Raw genomic sequence first — 18,485 nt, 5'->3', positions numbered from 1 at the left:
GGGGATTATCATGTCCCGCATTCTCTCTTGGTGACAGCGATATGACTGATCAGCGCAAAGGCAGCGATGCCGAACCCACCACTCACTTCGGCTTCAAGAACGTCCCGGAAAGCCAGAAAGCGGAAAAAGTCGCTGAGGTGTTCCACTCCGTGGCCGCCAAGTACGACCTGATGAACGACGTACTGTCGGGCGGCATGCACCGCCTGTGGAAACGCTTCACCATCGAATTGTCGGGCGTGCGCACCGGCAACCGCGTGCTGGACATCGCCGGCGGCACGGGCGACCTGGCGGCCAAGTTCTCCAAGCTCGTCGGCCCTACCGGCCAGGTAGTGCTGGCGGACATCAACGGTTCGATGCTCAAGGTCGGTCGCGATCGCCTGCTGGATAAAGGCGTGGCCGGCAATATCGAGTTCGTCCAGGCCGACGCGGAAAAGCTGCCGTTCCCGGACAACCATTTCGACTGCGTGACCATCGCCTTCGGCCTGCGCAATGTCACCCACAAAGAAGACGCGATCCGCTCCATGCTGCGCGTACTCAAGCCCGGTGGCCGCCTGTTGGTATTGGAGTTCTCCAAACCGACCAATGCGCTGATGTCCAAGGTCTACGACACCTACTCCTTCGCCTTCATGCCGTTGATGGGCAAGCTGATCACCAATGACGCCGACAGCTATCGCTACCTGGCCGAATCGATCCGCATGCACCCTGACCAGGAAACCCTGAAGTCGATGATGGTAGAAGCCGGTTTCGACCGCGTGACCTATCACAACATGACCTCGGGCATCGTCGCCCTGCATCGCGGCATCAAGCCCTGATGCTGCTCAAAGGTCTCCTCGCCAGCGTGGAACACGGCATCAACCGTGTGCTGCGCCTGGACGGCACTGCCCTGGCGCGGCTCGCTCACCTCAACGGCAAGATCATCGCCGTCGACTGCCGCAGCCCCGCCTTGCAGCTGTTTATCCTGCCCAGCGATGAAGGCCTGATGCTCGCCGGCAACTGGGCCGCCGAAGCTGACTGCACCCTGCGTGCGCCGGCATCGAGCCTGTTGCACCTGGCCCTGAGCCGCAACAAGACCGCCATCCTGCACAGCGCCGAAGTGGAGCTGGAAGGCGACAGCGCGGTGCTGATGGACTTGGCCGCCGTGCTGCAAGACCTGGAGCTGGACTGGGAATACGAGCTGTCGCGCTGGATCGGCCCCGTCGCCACCCAGTTGATCAGCGGGCACCTGCGCAGCCGCTCGCGCTGGTACCAGCAAGGGTTCGCCAGCCTCAACCAGAACCTTGCCGAATACCTGAGCGAAGAATCGCGCACTCTGGTCGGACAACGGGAAGCGCAAGCGCGCTTTCGTGAGCTCGACAAGGCCAAAATCGACCTGGAACGCCTTGAGGCCCGCTTCGAGCGCCTGAGCCGTTCCCTTGATCCAAGCGATAACGCATGAAGCTGCTCGCCGTCCGCCGTTTGTTTCGTATCCAGCGCGTCGTAATCCGCTACCGCCTCGATGACCTGCTGTTCGCCCTGCCCCTGCCGTGGTTTCTTCTGGCGGTACGCTATGTGCTGCCATGGCGCTGGTTCCCGCGCAAGCAGCTGGAACTGAGCCGTGGCGCGCGCCTGCGCCTGGCACTGCAGGACCTGGGGCCGATCTTCATCAAGTTCGGACAGATCCTCTCCACCCGCCGCGACCTGCTGCCGGAAGACATCGCCGACGAACTGATGCTCCTGCAGGACCGCGTGCCACCGTTCGACTCCCAGCAATCGGTCAAGCTGATCGAAGAACAGCTCGGCAAAAAGATCAGCGAGGTGTTCAGACGCTTCGACATCGAGCCGCTGGCTTCGGCCTCGGTGGCGCAAGTGCACGCCGCACAACTCAAGACCGGCGAAGAAGTGGTGGTGAAGGTGATTCGCCCCGGTCTCAAGCCGATCATCGGCCAGGACCTGGCGTGGCTGTTCATCCTCGCCCGCGCCGCCGAACGCTTCTCCGCCGACGCACGCCTGCTGCACCCGGTGGACGTGGTCGCCGATTACGAAAAAACCATCTACGACGAACTCGACCTGTTGCGCGAAGCGGCGAATGCCAGCCAGCTCAAGCGCAACTTCGAAGGCTCGCCGCTGCTGTACGTGCCGCAAGTGTATTGGGACTGGTGCCGCCCCAAAGTGCTGGTGATGGAGCGCATCTATGGCGTGCAGGTCACCGACCTCGCGACCCTGGCTGACCAGCGTACCGATATGAAGATGCTCGCCGAACGTGGCGTGGAGATCTTCTTCACCCAGGTGTTCCGCGACAGCTTCTTTCACGCCGACATGCACCCGGGCAACATCTTCGTCAGCACCGTGAACCCGTGGAGCCCGCAGTACATTGCGATCGACTGCGGCATCGTCGGTAGCCTGACTCCGGAAGACCAGGATTATCTGGCACGCAACCTGTTTGCCTTCTTCAAGCGCGACTACCGCCGCGTGGCACAGTTGCACATCGATTCGGGCTGGGTGCCGGCGGAAACCAAGCTCAACGAATTCGAAGCGGCGATCCGCACCGTCTGCGAGCCGATCTTTGAAAAACCGTTAAAAGATATTTCCTTCGGCCAGGTGCTGATGCGCCTGTTCCAGACCGCGCGGCGCTTCAATATGGAAGTGCAGCCGCAGTTGGTGCTGCTGCAGAAAACCTTGCTGAACATCGAAGGCCTGGGTCGCCAGCTGTACCCGGACCTCGACCTGTGGAACACCGCACAACCGTTCCTCGAACGCTGGATGCGCGAGCGGGTCAGCCCGAAGACCCTGATCGGCAATCTGCACAGCCAGTTCGAGCAACTGCCCCACCTGGCCAACATGACTCGCGACCTGCTCGAGCGCATGTCCCAGCCCCACGCCAAGGACCCGGCGCCGCCCTGGCAGAAGCGCAAGGACGACTGGTTCCTGCGCCTGCTGGGCGCCGCGCACCTGGTCGGCGGGGTGATGTTGGCCATTGGTGGCCCGCTGAACCAGCTGGGCCACTGGCCGGCCGGTATCATGGTCGCCGTGGGCGTTTATCTGATCGTGCGTCGATAGCCAATCCGGTTATACACTGTCGCAAATTGCCGGAGCCGAACATGAAAGACTGGCTGGACGAGATCAAGTGGGACAGTGACGGCCTGGTGCCGGCCATTGCCCAGGACTACAAGACCGGGCGCGTACTGATGATGGCCTGGATGAACCGCGAGGCCCTGAGCCTCACTGCCACTGAGCAGCGCGCCATCTACTGGTCACGCTCGCGTGGCAAACTGTGGCGCAAGGGCGAAGAGTCCGGGCACGTGCAGACCCTGCACGAGATGCGCATCGACTGCGACGCCGACGTGGTGATCCTCAAGGTCGAGCAGATCGGCGACATCGCCTGCCACACCGGCCGTCACAGCTGCTTCTATCGCGTGTTCGAGAACGGCGAATGGAAAGTTGTGGAGCCGGTGCTCAAAGACCCGCACGCCATCTACTCGGCAGGACACTGAACATGAGCGATACCCTGAACCGTGTGGCCCAGGTGCTGGAAGACCGCAAAGGCGCGGATGCCGACAGCTCCTACGTCGCCAGCCTGTACCACAAGGGCCTGAACAAGATCCTGGAGAAACTCGGCGAAGAATCCATCGAGACCATCATCGCCGCCAAGGACGCGCAAATCAGCGGCGACTGCAGCGATGTCATCTACGAAACCGCCGACCTATGGTTCCATAGCCTGGTCATGCTCGCCCAATTGGGGCAGCATCCACAGGCCGTACTGGACGAACTGGACCGTCGCTTCGGCTTGTCCGGGCACGTCGAAAAGGCCTCGCGCCCGTCCGCCTGAATAACTTCTACAGAGGAATTGCAGCATGGGCATTTTTGACTGGAAACACTGGATCGTCATTCTGGTGGTGGTGGTACTGGTATTCGGCACCAAGAAACTCAAGAACCTGGGGACCGACGTGGGCGAGTCGATCAAGGGCTTTCGCAAAGCCATGAACGACGACGAAAAACCAGCCGACCCGGTCGTCAATCCGGTGCCGCCGGCCCAACCGGTACACCCGCAGGCCACCCAGCCGATCACCGAGCGTCGGACCTTCGACGTGCAGGCTGAAAAAGTCGAAGAGCCGACCCGCAAAGACTCGTGAGCACTGACTAATGTTTGGTATCAGCTTCTCTGAACTGTTACTCGTCGGCCTCGTGGCCTTGCTGGTGTTGGGGCCGGAACGCCTGCCCGGTGCCGCGCGCACGGCCGGCCTGTGGATCGGGCGCCTGAAACGCAGTTTCAATGCCATCAAACAGGAAGTTGAACGGGAAATCGGTGCCGATGAGATCCGCCGCCAACTGCACAACGAACACATAATGTCGTTGGAACAGGAAGCCCGGAAGATTCTGTCGCCGGTACAGGAGCCGGCCAAGCCGGTCGAGCCTGTGGCCGAACACAGCATTGCACCGGCCCCCGTTGCAGAAACCACGCCCGCTGCGCCCACCGAGCCTGCGCCGACGCCCGTTGCGTCGCCCGCGCCCCATGACCCTACATTGCCGCCGCGAGCCCCATGAGCGCTGATAAACCGGAAAACGACCAGCACATGCCGCTGGTCTCGCACCTCACCGAGTTGCGTACCCGCCTGCTGCGTTGCGTAGCGGCCATCTTCATCATCTTTGCCGGGTTGTTCGCCTTTACCCAGCAAATCTACACGTTTGTCTCGACGCCTCTGCGCCAGTACCTGCCGGCCGGTGCAACGATGATCGCCACCGATGTGTCGTCGCCGTTCCTCACGCCGCTGAAGCTGACCATGATGGTGTCGCTGTTCCTGGCGATCCCGGTGATCCTGCATCAGATCTGGGGCTTTATCGCACCGGGCCTGTACAAGCATGAGAAGCGCATCGCGGTGCCGCTGCTGGTGTCGAGCATCCTGCTGTTCTACACCGGCATGGCGTTCGCCTATTTCCTGGTGTTCCCGCTGATCTTCAAATTCTTCGCCGCAGCCACTCCGGCCGGCGTGGAGATGATGACCGACATCACCAGCTACCTCGATTTCGTGATGACGTTGTTCTTCGCCTTCGGCGTGGCCTTCGAAATTCCGGTGGCCGTGGTGCTGCTGGTGTGGATCGGCGTGGTCGACGTCAAATACCTGAAAAAGATCCGCCCGTACGTGATCATCGGCTGCTTCGTGGTCGGCATGATTCTCACGCCGCCGGACATCTTCTCCCAGACGTTGCTGGCCGTGCCCATGTGGATGCTGTTCGAGATCGGTATCCTGTTCGGCAGCCTGATCACCAAGCGCAGCGACCAGCCGGATGACCCGCCCGTTGACAACGACCAGCCGCCAGCGACCCAGCCGTGAACCTGCTGCTGCTGGAGGAGGCCGACTTTATCGCGGCCGACCGGGTCATTCTGCGTGATCGACGCCTGGTGCACATGCAGGAAGTCCACCGCGCTGCAGTGGGCGACAGCCTTCGAGTGGGCAGCCTTGGCGGCCTGATGGGCAACGCCCAACTAGTGCGCCTGGAAACGTGCGAGGCCGAGCTGCAAGTCAGCTTCGATCAACCACCGCCGGCCAAACTGCCCCTGACCCTGTTGCTGGCACTGCCACGCCCGAAAATGTTGCGTAGGGTGCTGCAAACCGTAGCGTCCATGGGCGTGCCCAAGGTGGTGCTGGTCAACAGCTACCGGGTGGAGAAGAGCTTCTGGCAAACACCGTTCCTGGAGCCTGAAGCGATCCGTGAGCAGCTGATCCTGGGCCTGGAACAGGCGCGGGATACGGTGCTGCCGGAGATCATTATCGAAAAGCGCTTCAAGCCGTTCGTTGAAGACCGTTTACCGGCCATGACCGCAGGCACCCTGGGCCTGATCGGCCACCCCGGTGATTACCCGGCCTGCCCACGCGGGCTGGATGAGCCGGTGACGCTAGCCATTGGCCCCGAGGGCGGCTGGATTCCCTACGAAGTGGACCTGCTGACCAAGGCCGGCTTGCAACCGGTGCAACTCGGCGCACGCATCCTGCGCGTGGAAACTGCCGTCACCGCCCTGCTCGCCCGTCTCTTCTAGCGACGAACCGGCATGTTGCAGTGAGCGCCAGCCCTGCGCGGGGCAGGTCCTGGCCAGCCCGTCAGGGCCAGCTCGCTCACGACAACTTCAGCCTTTCCTACAGATATCTCCCTGCCAGCCGATAGCCTTTGAATAAGTCCAAGCCTTGTTCCAAAGGAGAACGCAGCATGTATCGTTGGTTAGCCGAAAAACTGGGGAATGTGAGCGTCAATCGCAAGCTGAGCGTAGGCTTTGGCTTGGTGTTGATTCTGACGCTGTTGATCACCTTCACCGGCTGGACCGGCTTGAGCGACGTGACCAGCCGTGGCGACAAACTGGGGTTTATTTCCAGCCTGAACAGCCTGACCAAAGACCTGCGGTTGGCACGCCTGGACTTCGAAATGCGTCGCGGCGAACAAGGCACGGATGCGGTCAATGGCCTGCTCACGCAGTTGGACAGTGGCCTGAAAACCGCCCAGGGCCTGATCGAACAGCCCAGCGACAAGGCGCTGGTCGAGCAACAACTGGAGGCCCTGAACCAATACAAAAACGCCTTCGCCACCATGGTCCAGGCCGGCCTCAAGCGTGAAGGCGCCCGCAGCCAATTGGGTGACACCGCCGACAATGCGGTGGTCAAGATCAATGAAATCGAAAAAGCCCTGCTGCAAGGTGACAGCGTCACCCAGTTCAATAGCGTGGTGGAGTTGAGCAAACTGATCCAGCAATCGCGCTTCCAGGTTCGCGGCTACACCTACAGCGGCAAGACGGAGGCCGAACAACCTGCCCTGGATGCCATCGACAACGCCCTGAAAAAAATCAGCGACCTGCAAGGCCAGCTACCAGCGCCTTACCAGGCCAACCTGCAAGAAGCCGGCGTGTCGCTGCAAGCCTATCGCGCTGCCGTCAGCCAGTATCGCGACGCTCAAGTCGCCAGCGCGGCCGCCATGGCAACCATGAAGGCCCAAGGCGATATCCTGTTGGGCCATAGCGAAAAACTCACCACCTCGCAAACGGCGGTGCGTGATGCCGACGTGGTGCGCGCCAAACAGCTGTTGCTGCTGGCCACCGTGCTGGCGCTGATTTTCGGCATATTCGCTGCCCTGGCCATTACCCGCCAAATCGTCATCCCATTGAACCAGACACTCAAAGTCGCAGAGCGCGTGGCCTCTGGCGACCTGAGCCACAACCTGGACTCGATGCGCCAGGACGAACTGGGCCAGTTGCAACGCGCCATGCAAAGCATGACCGTGGGCCTGCGCGAACTGATCGGCGGCATCAGCGACGGCGTCACCCAGATCGCCAGCGCCGCCGAACAACTGTCGGCCGTGACCGAACAAACCAGCGCCGGGGTCAATAGCCAGAAGGTCGAAACCGACCAGGTGGCCACCGCCATGAACGAAATGGCTGCCACCGTGCAGGAAGTGGCGCGCAACGCCGAGGAAGCGTCCGAAGCCGCCGTGGCCGCTGACCAACAGGCCCGCGAAGGCGACAAAGTAGTCAATGAAGCCATCAACCAGATCGAGCGCCTGGCCACCGAAGTCGGCAATTCCACAGTCGCCATGGGCGATCTGAAACGCGAAAGCGACAAGATCGGCAGCGTACTCGATGTGATCAAGTCGGTGGCCCAGCAAACCAACCTGTTGGCGCTGAACGCGGCGATTGAAGCGGCACGCGCCGGTGAAGCCGGACGCGGTTTCGCAGTGGTGGCCGATGAAGTACGCAGCCTGGCCCAACGTACCCAGAAGTCCACCGAAGAGATCGAGGAGTTGATCGTCGGCTTGCAAAGTGGCACCCAGCATGTGGCCACCATCCTGGACAACAGCCGTGGCCTGACCGACAGCAGCGTCGACCTGACCCGTCGCGCCGGCAGTGCGTTGGCCAGCATCACCCGCACAGTCTCGGCCATCCAGGCGATGAACTCGCAGATCGCCACCGCCGCCGAGCAGCAGAGCGCCGTTGCCGAAGAGATCAACCGCAGCGTGTTGAATGTGCGCGACGTGTCCGAGCAGACTTCGTCGGCCAGCGAAGAAACCGCCGCATCCAGCGCAGAACTGGCGCGGCTGGGGATCTATTTGCAGACCTTGGTCGGGCGCTTCCGCGTCTGACCGTTTCATCGCGGCGGTCCATCAAGGCCGCCGCAATTTATGAAACTTCCTACGCAGTTATCAGCCCGCCATCACCTCGAATCGTTTTAGCGTCTTAACGGAACGCTTTTTCTGATTGGAGGTTCACCATGTTTTCTCGGCTGACCCACTTGCTGGTCAATGCCAGCGTCCGCATCAAGCTCATCCTGGGATTCGGCCAAGTGCTGGTCCTCAGCTTCCTGATCGCCGTTACCGGCTGGCAAGCCTTGAATACCGCCCTGTACCGATCCAGCAGCCTGACGGTCCTGGGGCAATTGGCCGTCGAGACAGAATCCATGCGCGCTGACCGCATCGTGTACCGCACCCTTACGGACGCCGACAGCCTGGGCAAGATGGCCATGAAGATTGAACGGATCGATGGGCATCTGGGCAACCTTTCAAACCGTTTGAAAGACCCTGTCGACCTGCAGCGCTTGCAGGACGCGACGCGATTGGTCGCTGGTTTCAAGGCGGCACTGGCGCAACTGCCACCCTTGATCGAGCAACGCGAGAGTATTCGCCCTTCGCTCAAAAGGACGGCGCTGCAAGCCAGCGAGACGCTCGCGCAACTCGCCAGCGAATTACCCGATCAACAAGACGGGAACGCGCTCGAGACCATCGAACAACTGCGCCAAGCCCTGGAGCAGGCCGAGGATCGCGTCCAGAGCCCCGCATGGGCCGCACAATCGCTGCAAGCTTACGCCGAGGCCATCGCCAGGACTCTCGACGCGCTGGAAGTCGCACAGGCCGCAGTCGCCACACTGCCTGTCGACTCGGCGCCGCTCAAAACCGAGCTGGCCAACTATCGCGAGCAACTCACCAAGCTCAAGGACGCCCAGCTCAACACTGAGGCCGTGCAAAACCGCTTTGAACAACAACTCAATGAGCTGCGCGAGCAAAACCTCCTGCTGATTGAAAGCCAGAACACCCAGGGTGATCACGAAACGAGCCACACGCGTCTACTGCTGATCAGCGTCACCGTGTCCGCCTTGCTATTGGGCACGCTGGCCGCGTGGTGGATTGCCCGGCAGATTGCCGTACCGCTGCGTGAAATCCTCAACGCTGCCCATCGTGTCGCCGACGGCGACCTGAGCCACGACATCCAGGTGGCGCGACGCGATGAACTGGGCCAATTGCAACGGAGCATCGGGCAGATGACGCGCAACCTGCGCAGCCTGATCAGCAGCATCGGTGACAGCGCGCGGCAGATCGCCAGCGCCGCCGCACAATTATCCACCGTCACCTTGCAGACCCGTACGGGAGTCAACCACCAGAAAGACGAAACCGACCAGGTAGCCACGGCCATGAACGAAATGCTCGCCACCGCCCAGGAGGTCGCGCGACATGCCGAACGGGCGTCGGCCGCCGCCCATGAAGCAGACCAACAGGCCAACGCCGGTGAACAGGTGGTCACGCAGGCGGTGCAGCAGATTGGTCACCTGGCCAATGAAATGGCACTGTCCAGCCGCGCCATGCTCGCACTGCAACAGGAGAGCCAGAAGATCGGCAGTGTGCTGGACGTGATCAAGTCCGTGTCCCAGCAAACCAACCTGCTGGCGCTGAACGCCGCCATCGAAGCGGCGCGCGCCGGGAGTGCCGGTGAAGGGTTTGCCGTGGTCGCCGATGAGGTACGCACCCTGGCGCAACGCACACAGGAATCGGCGGAAGAAATCGAAGGGCTGATCCTTGACGTGAACAAAGGCACCGAGCAGGTGGCGGATATCCTGGACAGCAGCCGAAACCTGACCGACGCCAGCGTCGGCCTGACCCGCGATGCCGGTGATGCGCTGGCGGCCATTGCGCGCACGGTATCGATCATTCAGGAAATGAATCCGCAGATTGCCGCCGCCGCCGAGCAGCAAAGCGCGGTGGCCGAGGAGATCAATCGCAGCGTGTTGAAGGTGCGGGACGTATCGGAACAGACGGCAGCCGCCAGCGAAGAAACGGCGGCCGCCAGTGTTCAGTTGACGCGGCTCAGCCTGGATCTGCAGACACTGATCGGCAAATTCAGGCTATGACGCTTACAGGACCTGGCGCAGAAACGCTTGGGCCCGCGGGTCTTTCGGGGCATCGAAGAACTCGGCCGGGGACGCGTCTTCCAGCAACTTGCCGTGATCGAAGAACAGCACCCGGTCGGCGACTTCGCGGGCAAAACCCATTTCGTGGGTGACGCAGACCATGGTCATGCCTTCCAGGGCCAAGGTCTTCATCACGTCCAGTACTTCGCCGACCATTTCCGGGTCGAGGGCCGAAGTGGGCTCATCGAACAGCATCACCTTGGGCTCCATCGCCAAGGCGCGAGCGATCGCGACGCGCTGCTGCTGGCCGCCGGAAAGACGTGATGGAAACTCGTTGGCCTTTTGCGCAATGCCCACCTTTTCCAGCAGCGCCAGGGCCTTGGCCTCGCGTTCTTTCTTGCCGCGCTTGCGCACGACTTTTTGCGCCAGGCACAGATTTTCCAGCACGGTCATGTGAGGGAACAGGTTGAAGTGCTGGAACACCATGCCGACTTCACGGCGATAGGCGTTCACGTCGGTTTTCGGATCGGCCAGTTGCAGGCCGTCGATGCTCACCGAGCCCGAATCGAACGCTTCCAGGCCATTCAGACAGCGCAGGAAAGTTGACTTGCCGGAGCCCGACGGGCCGATTACCACCAGCACTTCGCCCTTGGCCACTTGTGTGGTCACATGGTCCACCGCGCGCACGACGTGACCACGGGTGTCGAAGACTTTTACCAGATCGCGGACTTCAATCACTTTGCGCGAGCCTCCGCTCAAGCCGGCTGGCCATTTTCGACAGCGGCAGGTTGATCAACAGGTACAGGCCTGCCACACAGAACAGGATTTCAAACGGCGAAAACGAGGTGGTGATCACCTCACGGCCGCTTTTGAGCAACTCGGTGATGGCGATCACCGACACCAGCGAGGTGTCTTTCACCAGGCTGATAAATTGCCCGGCCAGTGGCGGTAACACGCGCTTGAAAGCTTGCGGCAACACCACATGACGCATCGACTGGCTGGCGCTCAAACCCAGGGAGCGCGCCGCCTCGTTCTGGCCTCGGGCGATGGACTGCACGCCCGCACGGACGATTTCAGCCACATACGCGCCGGTGAACAGTGACAACGCCGCAATCCCGGCAAATTCCCGGGACAGGTTGAGCACCGTGCCGATGAAAAAATAGAAAATGAAAATCTGCACCAACAACGGCGTGCCGCGTACCAGTTCGACGTAGATGGTCGACAGATCGCGCAAAGTCGGGTTATTGGAGAGGCGACACAAGCCGGTCGCCAAGCCGATCGCCAACCCCAGAACGCCGGACACCACCGACAACCACAAGGTCGTCCACAAGCCCCACATCAGCGGCCCCAACGCCCAATGGCGGGTCACGCCCACCACATCGCCTTCGGCCACGTCATCGCCGCGCGCCACTTGCAGGCTGTTGTCGGCCACGGTCAGCTTCTGCTCCGCGCCGGCGTCGTTGCGCAGGGTGACTTCAGCCACATCGCCTTTGCGCACCAGTTCAACCACGGTGGAAATATCGGCGGCACGTTGGGATGTTTCAGCCTGGTAGGCGAAGTACTGCGGTACGCGGTTCCAGCGCCACTCGTAGGACATCAGCGAAGTGGCGTAGTACAAGGCGCCGGCCAGGCCGACCAACACGGCCACCGTCAGCAGGTGCCAGGGCCATTGGGCTTTTTTCTGTTTCATTACTCAACATCCAAAAGGTGGGGCAAGCCCCTCTGTGGCGCGGGAGCTTGCTCCCGCTGGGCTGCAAAGCAACCCCACTACTGGCGACCGGCAATTGGCCTATAAACCGCATTGCCTGGTCGGAGCGCTTCGCACTCCAGCGGGAGCAAGCTCCCTCGCCGCAACAGCCGACCTTATTCCATGTCCTTGAGCCACTCGGAGCTCTTGAACCACTTGTCATGGATGCGATCGTAGGTGCCGTCGTTGCGGATCTGGTGCAGGAAGTTATTGATGTAGTTGATGCTGTCGTAATCGCCTTTCTTCAAACCGAATGCCAATGGCTCGAAAGTGAACGGTTCTTCCAGGAACACCAGCTTGCCGTTACCGACCTTTTTCTCGGCAACCACGTTGTAGGGGGCGTCATACACGAAGGCATCGGCCTTGCCATTGACCACGTCCAGCACGCCTTCCTGCTCGTTGTCATAGCCATGGTACTTGGCCTTGGAAATCAGCTTTTTGGCGACCATCTCACCGGTGGTGCCGAGCTTGGAGGTCAGGCGGAATTTCTCGTCGTTCAGGTCTTTATAGGACTTGATGGTGCCTTCCAGGTCCTTACGAATCAGCAGGGTCTGGCCGACCACGATGAACGGTTCGCTGAAGTTCAGGCGCAGGTTACGCTCCTGGGTCAGGGTCATGCCGCTGCCGATCATGTCGAACTTGCCGGTCAGGAAAGCCGGGATGATCCCGTCATAACCGGTGGAGACCAGCTCCAGCTTGACGCCCATGGACTTGGCCATCGCCTTGAGGATGTCGACTTCGAAGCCGATGATTTCACCGCGCTTATCTGTCATTTCGAACGGCATGTAAGTCGGGTCCATGCCGACTTTCAGCGTGCCGCGCTTGACCGCATCATCGATGGCACCGGCGTGGGCCGCCGTGGCGGCGACCAACGCCGTGACGCCGAGCATCAGCATCGAAAGATACTTTTTCATCATCAAGTCCCCTGAACGGTTCTTATAAGATCGGCGCGCAAAAGGGCTGCACCATTTCGGGGTGCGATCCTAACCCACTCGTTGCCTGTCACAAAGGTTTCACGGGTAATTGTTATCGGCGTATGTCGGAAATGCCCCACAACCGTGCAGCGAAGCGCAGCCGTAGACACATCACTCAGGTCGCTCGACCATGGTTTTATGTGTAACCGGTAATGACTTCAGTCGATTTCCGCCATCCAGGCAGTGTCCTTGAACCACTTGTCGTGCAGGCGATCGTAGGTCCCATCCTGGGCCACCTGGTTGAGGAAATGGTTGATCCAATTGAGGCTGTCGTAGTCGCCTTTCTTCAGGCCGAAGGCCAGTGGCTCAAAGGTGAAAGGCTGCTCCAGCGCCAGCAAAGCACTGTTCTCGGCGCGGGTCATTGCAATCAGGTTGTAGGGTGCGTCATGCACAAAGGCATCGGCCTTGCCTTCTACAACCTGGCGCACACCTTGTTCGGGGGTCGCGAAACTGCTTATCCGCGCCGCGCCCAGAAAGCGCTGCGCAGCCGCCAGCCCGGTGGTGCCTTGCGTGGCAGCGACTCGGTACTCGGCGTTGTCCAGGTCTTCGATGCTGGAAACCGTACCGGCCAGGCTCGGATGCAACAGGATCGTCTGGCCGACCACGATAAAGGAGTCGCTGAAATTCAGTTTCAGGTTGCGCTCCTGGGTCACCGTCATGCCACTGCCGATCAGATCAAACTGCTTTGCCATCAGGCCCGGCAGCAACTCGGTATAAGGCACCGCGACCAACTCGAGTTCCACCCCCAGCGCGCGGCTCATGGCCTGCAGCAGGTCAATCTCGAAGCCGACGATGCGCCCCTGCTTATCCGTCATTTCAAAGGGAATGTAAGTGGGTGTAGTGCCAACCCTCAGCACGCCCCGCCGAACCGCATCATCAAGGGCACCGGCATTCAACCAGCCTGCGTACAGCATGACGACCGCGCCGATCAGCCATGCTGAACCGTACCTTTTGAACATGAATACCCCCATGGCGAGTCAGATTTGGAGGGCGATGCTACCCCAGCCACAGGCACGGCAATACGCCTCGAATCGAGGTATTTTGTTTCGAAATAACAAGGAGTTAGCGCCAAAAGGAAGAGGCGCGAAACGCTGTAGGATCAGCGTTTCAAGCGCCCCCGAAGTGAGCCTTCGGGGGCGTTTGAATCAGGCCGGTTGGGCCTGGGACGACAGCGGTTGCAGCGGCAGCAACGGCGCGTGCGGATCAGCCTTGATCGAGGCGCGCCAGGCACCCAGCCATTCGGCATGACCTTCAGTCCAGACCTGCTGGTGCAGACGGCCGAGGGCGACCGGATCGCTGAGCAGGGCCAGGCGTTCAGCGTTGTTGAGGGCGGCCGGGCCGACTTTCAACGCATGACGCACACGCTCGGCACGCAGGTGCTCGATCGGCTCCGCCTCACGGTGGCGCGACGTCGCCAGGGCGCAGGCCAGGGCGTTCTGCTGCGGGTCGACCACCGAGCGCACAAACCCGTCCTGCAGGGCGTGCCAACGGTTTTCGTGGGTGTACTGCTCGGTCGACAACAACGCTTGCGGCGGGTTGTATTCCTCAGGGATCAGAAACAGGCTCTCGTCACGGGACTTGAGGCCCAACTTGACCCGACTGGAAATCACCGAGACCGGGATCGACAGCATCAGCGAGCCGACGATCGGGATCAGCCACCACAGGAAGCTTGGGTTCAACCACACCACCAGCAGCGCCCACAGGAAGCCAAGCACGGTTTGCGGGCCGTGGCGCTTGACCGCCTCGCTCCATGGCGTGGAGTCATCGTCACGTTGCGGCGAATTCCAGGTCGCCGCCCAGCCGAGGAACGCGGCCAGTACGAAACGGGTGTGGAAGATCATCCGCACCGGTGCCAGCAACATGGAGAACAGCATCTCCAGCAGCATCGACAATGTCACCTTGAACTTGCCACCGAACTCTTTCGCGCCCTTGGCCCAGATCAGGATGATGCTCAGCAGTTTAGGCAGGAACAGCAGCACGATGGTGGTGGAGAACAGCGCCACGGCCTTGTCCGGATGCCATTGCGGCCACAGCGGGTACAACTGGCGTGGCGCCATGAAGTACTGCGGCTCCATCAGCGTATTCACCGCCAGCAGCGCGGTCGACAACACCAGGAAGAAGAACCACAACGGTGCCGACAGGTAGGACATCACGCCGGTGAGGAACACCGCGCGGTGTACCGGGTGCATGCCCTTGACCAGGAACAGGCGGAAGTTCATCAGGTTGCCGTGGCACCAGCGACGGTCACGCTTGAGTTCATCCAGCAGGTTCGGTGGCAGTTCTTCGTAGCTGCCCGGCAAGTCGTAGGCGATCCACACACCCCAGCCGGCACGGCGCATCAGCGCAGCTTCAACGAAGTCGTGGGACAGAATCGCACCGGCGAACGCGCCTTTGCCCGGCAACGGCGCCAGGGCGCAGTGCTCGATGAACGGCTTCATGCGGATGATTGCGTTATGGCCCCAGTAATGGGATTCACCCAGCTGCCAGAAGTGCAGGCCGGCCGTGAACAACGGGCCGTACACACGCGTGGCGAACTGCTGCATGCGTGCATACAGGGTGTCCATGCCCGACGCACGTGGCGCGGTCTGGATAATCCCCGCGTCCGGCGTGGCTTCCATCAGGCGCACCAGGCTGGTCAGGCATTCGCCGCTCATCACGCTGTCGGCGTCGAGCACCACCATGTACTTGTAGTCACCGCCCCAACGACGGCAGAAGTCGTCGAGGTTGCCGCTTTTACGTTTGACGCGGCGGCGGCGGCGGCGATAGAAGATCTTGCCGAAACCACCGGCTTCGCGGCACACATCCAGCCAGGCCTGCTGTTCGGCGATACAGATATCGGCATCGTTGCTGTCGCTGAGCACGAAGAAATCGAAGCGGTCCAGGTCACCCGTGGCCGCCACCGATTCGAAGGTGGCGCGCAGGCCGGCAAATACCCGGGGCACGTCTTCGTTGCAGATCGGCATCACCAACGCGGTGCGGGCATCCTTCGGAATCGGCTCGTCACCGGCACTTTTACCGGAGATCCGGTATTTATCGTGACCGGTAAGCAGTTCCAGGAAGCCCATCAGCGCGGTCCAGAAACCCGCTGAAACCCAACAGAACAAGATCCCGAACATAATCAGGATGCTGGTTTGCAGCGCGTAAGGCAGTACCTGGGTGGCGGTTTGCAGCAGGGTCTGGTTGCGGATCTCGTCGAAGTCGACCAGCGACCAGCCCTGGTACGGCATGATGCCTTTCATGTACCAGCCGGCCACGATGGTCTGGCCGAGCATCAATATCAGCAGGATATAGCGACGGATCGAACCGACGGTACGCCAGCGCGCGGCCGGCAATACACGCTCGTCTTTCGGCGGCTTGGGCGGGTTGGTGCGACCGGTCAACCGGCGCCAGCCACGTACCAGGATATTGGTACGCCATGGCTCGGGCACTACCTTGGTACGACGGATCGGCGGCGTGGCCTTCAGGGTGACCCGGCCGCTGGCGTCGAGCGCCAGCATTTCGGCGTCTTGCAGCTCCTCGGCGGTACTGAGGGTCAAGCGAGTACCAACCGACGCCTGGGCGGCGTCGGTCGGTGCATCGAACGCCTTGGACGACAGGCGTTCGTGCAATTCGCTGAAGGACGTGCAGCCCGCCAGTTCGGCGCGCTGCTCAGCGGTCATCGGCAGATGTGCCAGGTACTCGGACAGAGTCTCCGGCTTGGCTTGTGAATTACTCATCGGCTGGCAACTGGTAGCTCCAGGTCTCGGTCAGGACTTGTTCTGTCTTGGCCGGCTCCGGGGTGGCTGGGGCAGCATCTGGCTGCTTGGCTTCCTTGTCCTTCGCTTCTTTGGCGTCTTTCTTGGCCTGTTTTTCATGCTGTTTCGCCAGCACTTTGTCAGCCTTCAGCACCTGGGTCGAAACCTTCTCAGGCTCCGGCTTCACGATGTCCTGAACCAGCGCCGCACGCATCTCGGTCGGCTTGCCGGCGTCCTTGATCTTCATACGCAGGGTCAAGCGCCAGCCTTTGGTGTGCTCGTTGTAACGCACGCTGTTTTCAACGATCTCGGCGTTCTCGCCAACACTCACCTGGCTGCGCACTGGGGCATCCGGCGGCAGAGCCTTGAGGGATGGACCCTCGAAGTCCACCAGGTAAGCCACGCTGCCGTCAGGTTGACGGATCAGGTTGGACTGCTTCACATCGCCGGTGGAGCGCAGGGTCTGCTTGACCCAGGCGCTGTCGGCCGGGTGCAGGTCCTTTTCGTCCATGGTCCAGTGCAGGCGGTAGCTGACGTCCAGCGGCTCACCGACTTTCGGCAACTCGGCCGGGCTCCAGAAGGCAACGATGTTGTCGTTGGTTTCGTCCGCGGTCGGAATCTCTACCAGGTCGACGGAGCCCTTGCCCCAGTCGCCTTCAGGCTCGATCCAGGCGCTTGGGCGCTTGTCGTAGTTGTCGTCCAGGTCTTCGTAGTGGCTGAAATCGCGACCGCGTTGCAGCAAGCCGAAACCACGCGGGTTTTCCACGGCAAAGTTGCTGACCGACAGGTGTTTAGGGTTGTTCAGCGGGCGCCAGATCCACTCGCCGTTACCGGCGTGGATCGACAGGCCGCTGGAGTCGTGCAGCTCACGACGATAGTTGAGCACCTTGGACGGCTGGTTGGCGCCGAACAGGTACATGCTGGTCAGAGGGGCAACGCCCAGCTTGCTGACCTTGTCACGCAGGTACATCTGGGATTTGACGTCGACAATGGTGTCGGTGCCCGGACGCAGGGTCAGGCGATAGGCGCCGGTGGCCCGTGGAGAGTCCAGCAAGGCGAAGATCACCAGCTGTTTTTCACCCGGTTTCGGACGTTCGATCCAGAACTCGGTGAAGCGCGGGAATTCTTCGCCGGACGGCAAGGCGGTGTCGATCGCCATGCCGCGGGCGGACAAACCATAAGACTGGCCCTTGCCGACGACACGGAAATAGCTCGCGCCCAGCATGGTCATGATTTCGTCTTGCTTGTCGGTCTGGTTGATCGGGTACAGCACACGGAAACCGGCATAACCCAGCTGTTCGGTGGCTTTAGGATCAAACTTCACGTCTCCGAAATCGAAACGAGTCGGGTCGTACTTGATTTCCTGGACGCTATCGGCGGTCACTTCGTTGATTTTCACCGGTGTATCGAAATGCATACCCTGGTGATAGAACGAAAGCTTGAACGGGGTGTTCTGATCGGCCCATTCAGCCTTTTCGTTGCGGAAACGAATCTTTTGGTAGTCAGCGAATTTCATTTCGCGGAATTCGTTTGGCAAATTGCTGCGCGGAGCTTCGTATTTCTGCCCAGCCAGCTCTTTTGCCTTGGCCGACACATCATCCAGACTGAATGCCCACAGTTGACCCGCGCCGAACAGGCAAAACAGGGCGGAGCCCGTCACCAGTGCGTTTCGTAACCGTTTGGCAGACAATTTTGGTGCATTACAGGGACTAACAATCACGAGCAACCCTCGCCGAAAACAGATCAAAAAACCAACGGCCAGCTATCTATATGCCAGGTTGGCGAGCATTGTTCCGACTCCCCTGGGTCAAAATGATTCCCCAAAGGCTATCGGACAAGTCTCTACCTAAGTCAAAAATGGACCAAACAACGCTGATCCCCGTAGCGCGCGATTATC

Annotated in this window: 16 protein-coding genes and 2 pseudogenes; 12 read left to right on the top strand and 6 right to left on the bottom strand. The window is 60.9% G+C overall.

All coding sequences use genetic code 11. The features are described 5' to 3' along the window. Positions 1-41: 41 nt before the first annotated feature. From ubiE to EXW71_RS24075, 12 genes and pseudogenes are all read left to right on the top strand, one after another. Complete coding sequence (gene ubiE / locus EXW71_RS24125; protein WP_025858682.1) at positions 42-812, top strand: bifunctional demethylmenaquinone methyltransferase/2-methoxy-6-polyprenyl-1,4-benzoquinol methylase UbiE; 771 nt, start codon at positions 42-44, stop codon at positions 810-812. Next, positions 812-1,435 (top strand): SCP2 domain-containing protein, encoded by a 624-nt coding sequence (locus EXW71_RS24120; RefSeq protein WP_134660437.1) that lies wholly within the window; start codon positions 812-814, stop codon positions 1,433-1,435. The genes ubiE and EXW71_RS24120 overlap by 1 nt, the downstream gene beginning before the upstream one ends. Further along, entirely contained in the window at positions 1,432-3,036 is a 1,605-nt protein-coding gene (ubiB, locus tag EXW71_RS24115; RefSeq protein WP_123716234.1) for a ubiquinone biosynthesis regulatory protein kinase UbiB, read from the top strand. The genes EXW71_RS24120 and ubiB overlap by 4 nt, the downstream gene beginning before the upstream one ends. A 41-nt stretch (positions 3,037-3,077) precedes the next feature. After that, complete coding sequence (hisI, locus tag EXW71_RS24110) at positions 3,078-3,470, top strand: phosphoribosyl-AMP cyclohydrolase (RefSeq protein ID WP_012721796.1); 393 nt, start codon at positions 3,078-3,080, stop codon at positions 3,468-3,470. A 2-nt stretch (positions 3,471-3,472) separates the two neighbouring features. Next, positions 3,473-3,805: a phosphoribosyl-ATP diphosphatase gene (locus EXW71_RS24105; protein WP_053253935.1), complete on the top strand. Its 333-nt coding sequence runs from the start codon at positions 3,473-3,475 to the stop codon at positions 3,803-3,805. A 25-nt stretch (positions 3,806-3,830) separates the two neighbouring features. Further along, positions 3,831-4,109, top strand: a complete 279-nt coding sequence (locus EXW71_RS24100) for a twin-arginine translocase TatA/TatE family subunit (protein ID WP_012721795.1) — start codon at positions 3,831-3,833, stop codon at positions 4,107-4,109. Between the two features lie 10 nt (positions 4,110-4,119). Beyond that, complete coding sequence (tatB, locus tag EXW71_RS24095; RefSeq protein WP_123716236.1) at positions 4,120-4,521, top strand: Sec-independent protein translocase protein TatB; 402 nt, start codon at positions 4,120-4,122, stop codon at positions 4,519-4,521. Continuing rightward, complete coding sequence (gene tatC / locus EXW71_RS24090; protein ID WP_123716237.1) at positions 4,518-5,309, top strand: twin-arginine translocase subunit TatC; 792 nt, start codon at positions 4,518-4,520, stop codon at positions 5,307-5,309. Before tatB ends, tatC begins: the two co-directional genes overlap by 4 nt. Further along, positions 5,306-6,013: a 16S rRNA (uracil(1498)-N(3))-methyltransferase gene (locus EXW71_RS24085; protein WP_123716238.1), complete on the top strand. Its 708-nt coding sequence runs from the start codon at positions 5,306-5,308 to the stop codon at positions 6,011-6,013. The genes tatC and EXW71_RS24085 overlap by 4 nt, the downstream gene beginning before the upstream one ends. A gap of 167 nt (positions 6,014-6,180) precedes the next feature. After that, positions 6,181-7,239, top strand: a pseudogene (locus EXW71_RS29495) (methyl-accepting chemotaxis protein); the annotation flags it as partial. Further along, positions 7,225-8,097, top strand: coding sequence for a methyl-accepting chemotaxis protein (locus EXW71_RS29490; RefSeq protein WP_372241344.1), 873 nt, complete (start codon positions 7,225-7,227; stop codon positions 8,095-8,097). The pseudogene EXW71_RS29495 and the gene EXW71_RS29490, both read left to right, overlap by 15 nt. A gap of 128 nt (positions 8,098-8,225) precedes the next feature. Beyond that, positions 8,226-10,133 carry a methyl-accepting chemotaxis protein gene (locus tag EXW71_RS24075; protein ID WP_134660435.1) on the top strand — a complete coding sequence of 636 codons (1,908 nt, stop codon included), beginning with the start codon at positions 8,226-8,228 and terminating at the stop codon, positions 10,131-10,133. 3 nt (positions 10,134-10,136) lie between these two features. Here the strand turns inward: EXW71_RS24075 and EXW71_RS24070 are convergent, their stop codons facing one another. The 6 genes and pseudogenes from EXW71_RS24070 to EXW71_RS24045 all read right to left on the bottom strand — a co-directional run bounded on the left by EXW71_RS24070 (position 10,137) and on the right by EXW71_RS24045 (position 18,308). Then, a complete protein-coding gene (locus EXW71_RS24070; protein ID WP_134660434.1) occupies positions 10,137-10,871 on the bottom strand; it encodes an amino acid ABC transporter ATP-binding protein in 735 nt (244 codons plus the stop codon). Further along, positions 10,864-11,823, bottom strand: coding sequence for an amino acid ABC transporter permease (locus EXW71_RS24065; protein WP_134660433.1), 960 nt, complete (start codon positions 11,821-11,823; stop codon positions 10,864-10,866). The genes EXW71_RS24070 and EXW71_RS24065 overlap by 8 nt, the downstream gene beginning before the upstream one ends. Positions 11,824-11,996: 173 nt before the next feature. Continuing rightward, complete coding sequence (locus EXW71_RS24060; protein ID WP_134660432.1) at positions 11,997-12,794, bottom strand: transporter substrate-binding domain-containing protein; 798 nt, start codon at positions 12,792-12,794, stop codon at positions 11,997-11,999. Positions 12,795-13,012: 218 nt separating this feature from the next. Further along, positions 13,013-13,813, bottom strand: a complete 801-nt coding sequence (locus EXW71_RS24055; RefSeq protein ID WP_123716244.1) for a transporter substrate-binding domain-containing protein — start codon at positions 13,811-13,813, stop codon at positions 13,013-13,015. Between the two features lie 148 nt (positions 13,814-13,961). Next, positions 13,962-16,570 (bottom strand): annotated as a pseudogene (gene mdoH, locus EXW71_RS24050) (glucans biosynthesis glucosyltransferase MdoH). Next, complete coding sequence (locus EXW71_RS24045; RefSeq protein ID WP_134660431.1) at positions 16,563-18,308, bottom strand: glucan biosynthesis protein G; 1,746 nt, start codon at positions 18,306-18,308, stop codon at positions 16,563-16,565. Before EXW71_RS24045 ends, mdoH begins: the two are co-directional and overlap by 8 nt. Positions 18,309-18,485 lie beyond the last annotated feature (177 nt).

Origin of the sequence: Pseudomonas sp. BCA17 (assembly GCF_004519405.1) — a bacterium.
GTDB lineage: Bacteria > Pseudomonadota > Gammaproteobacteria > Pseudomonadales > Pseudomonadaceae > Aquipseudomonas.
Note: the sequence above shows the minus strand (reverse complement) of the source record. Positions and strands in the feature narration are given on the sequence as shown.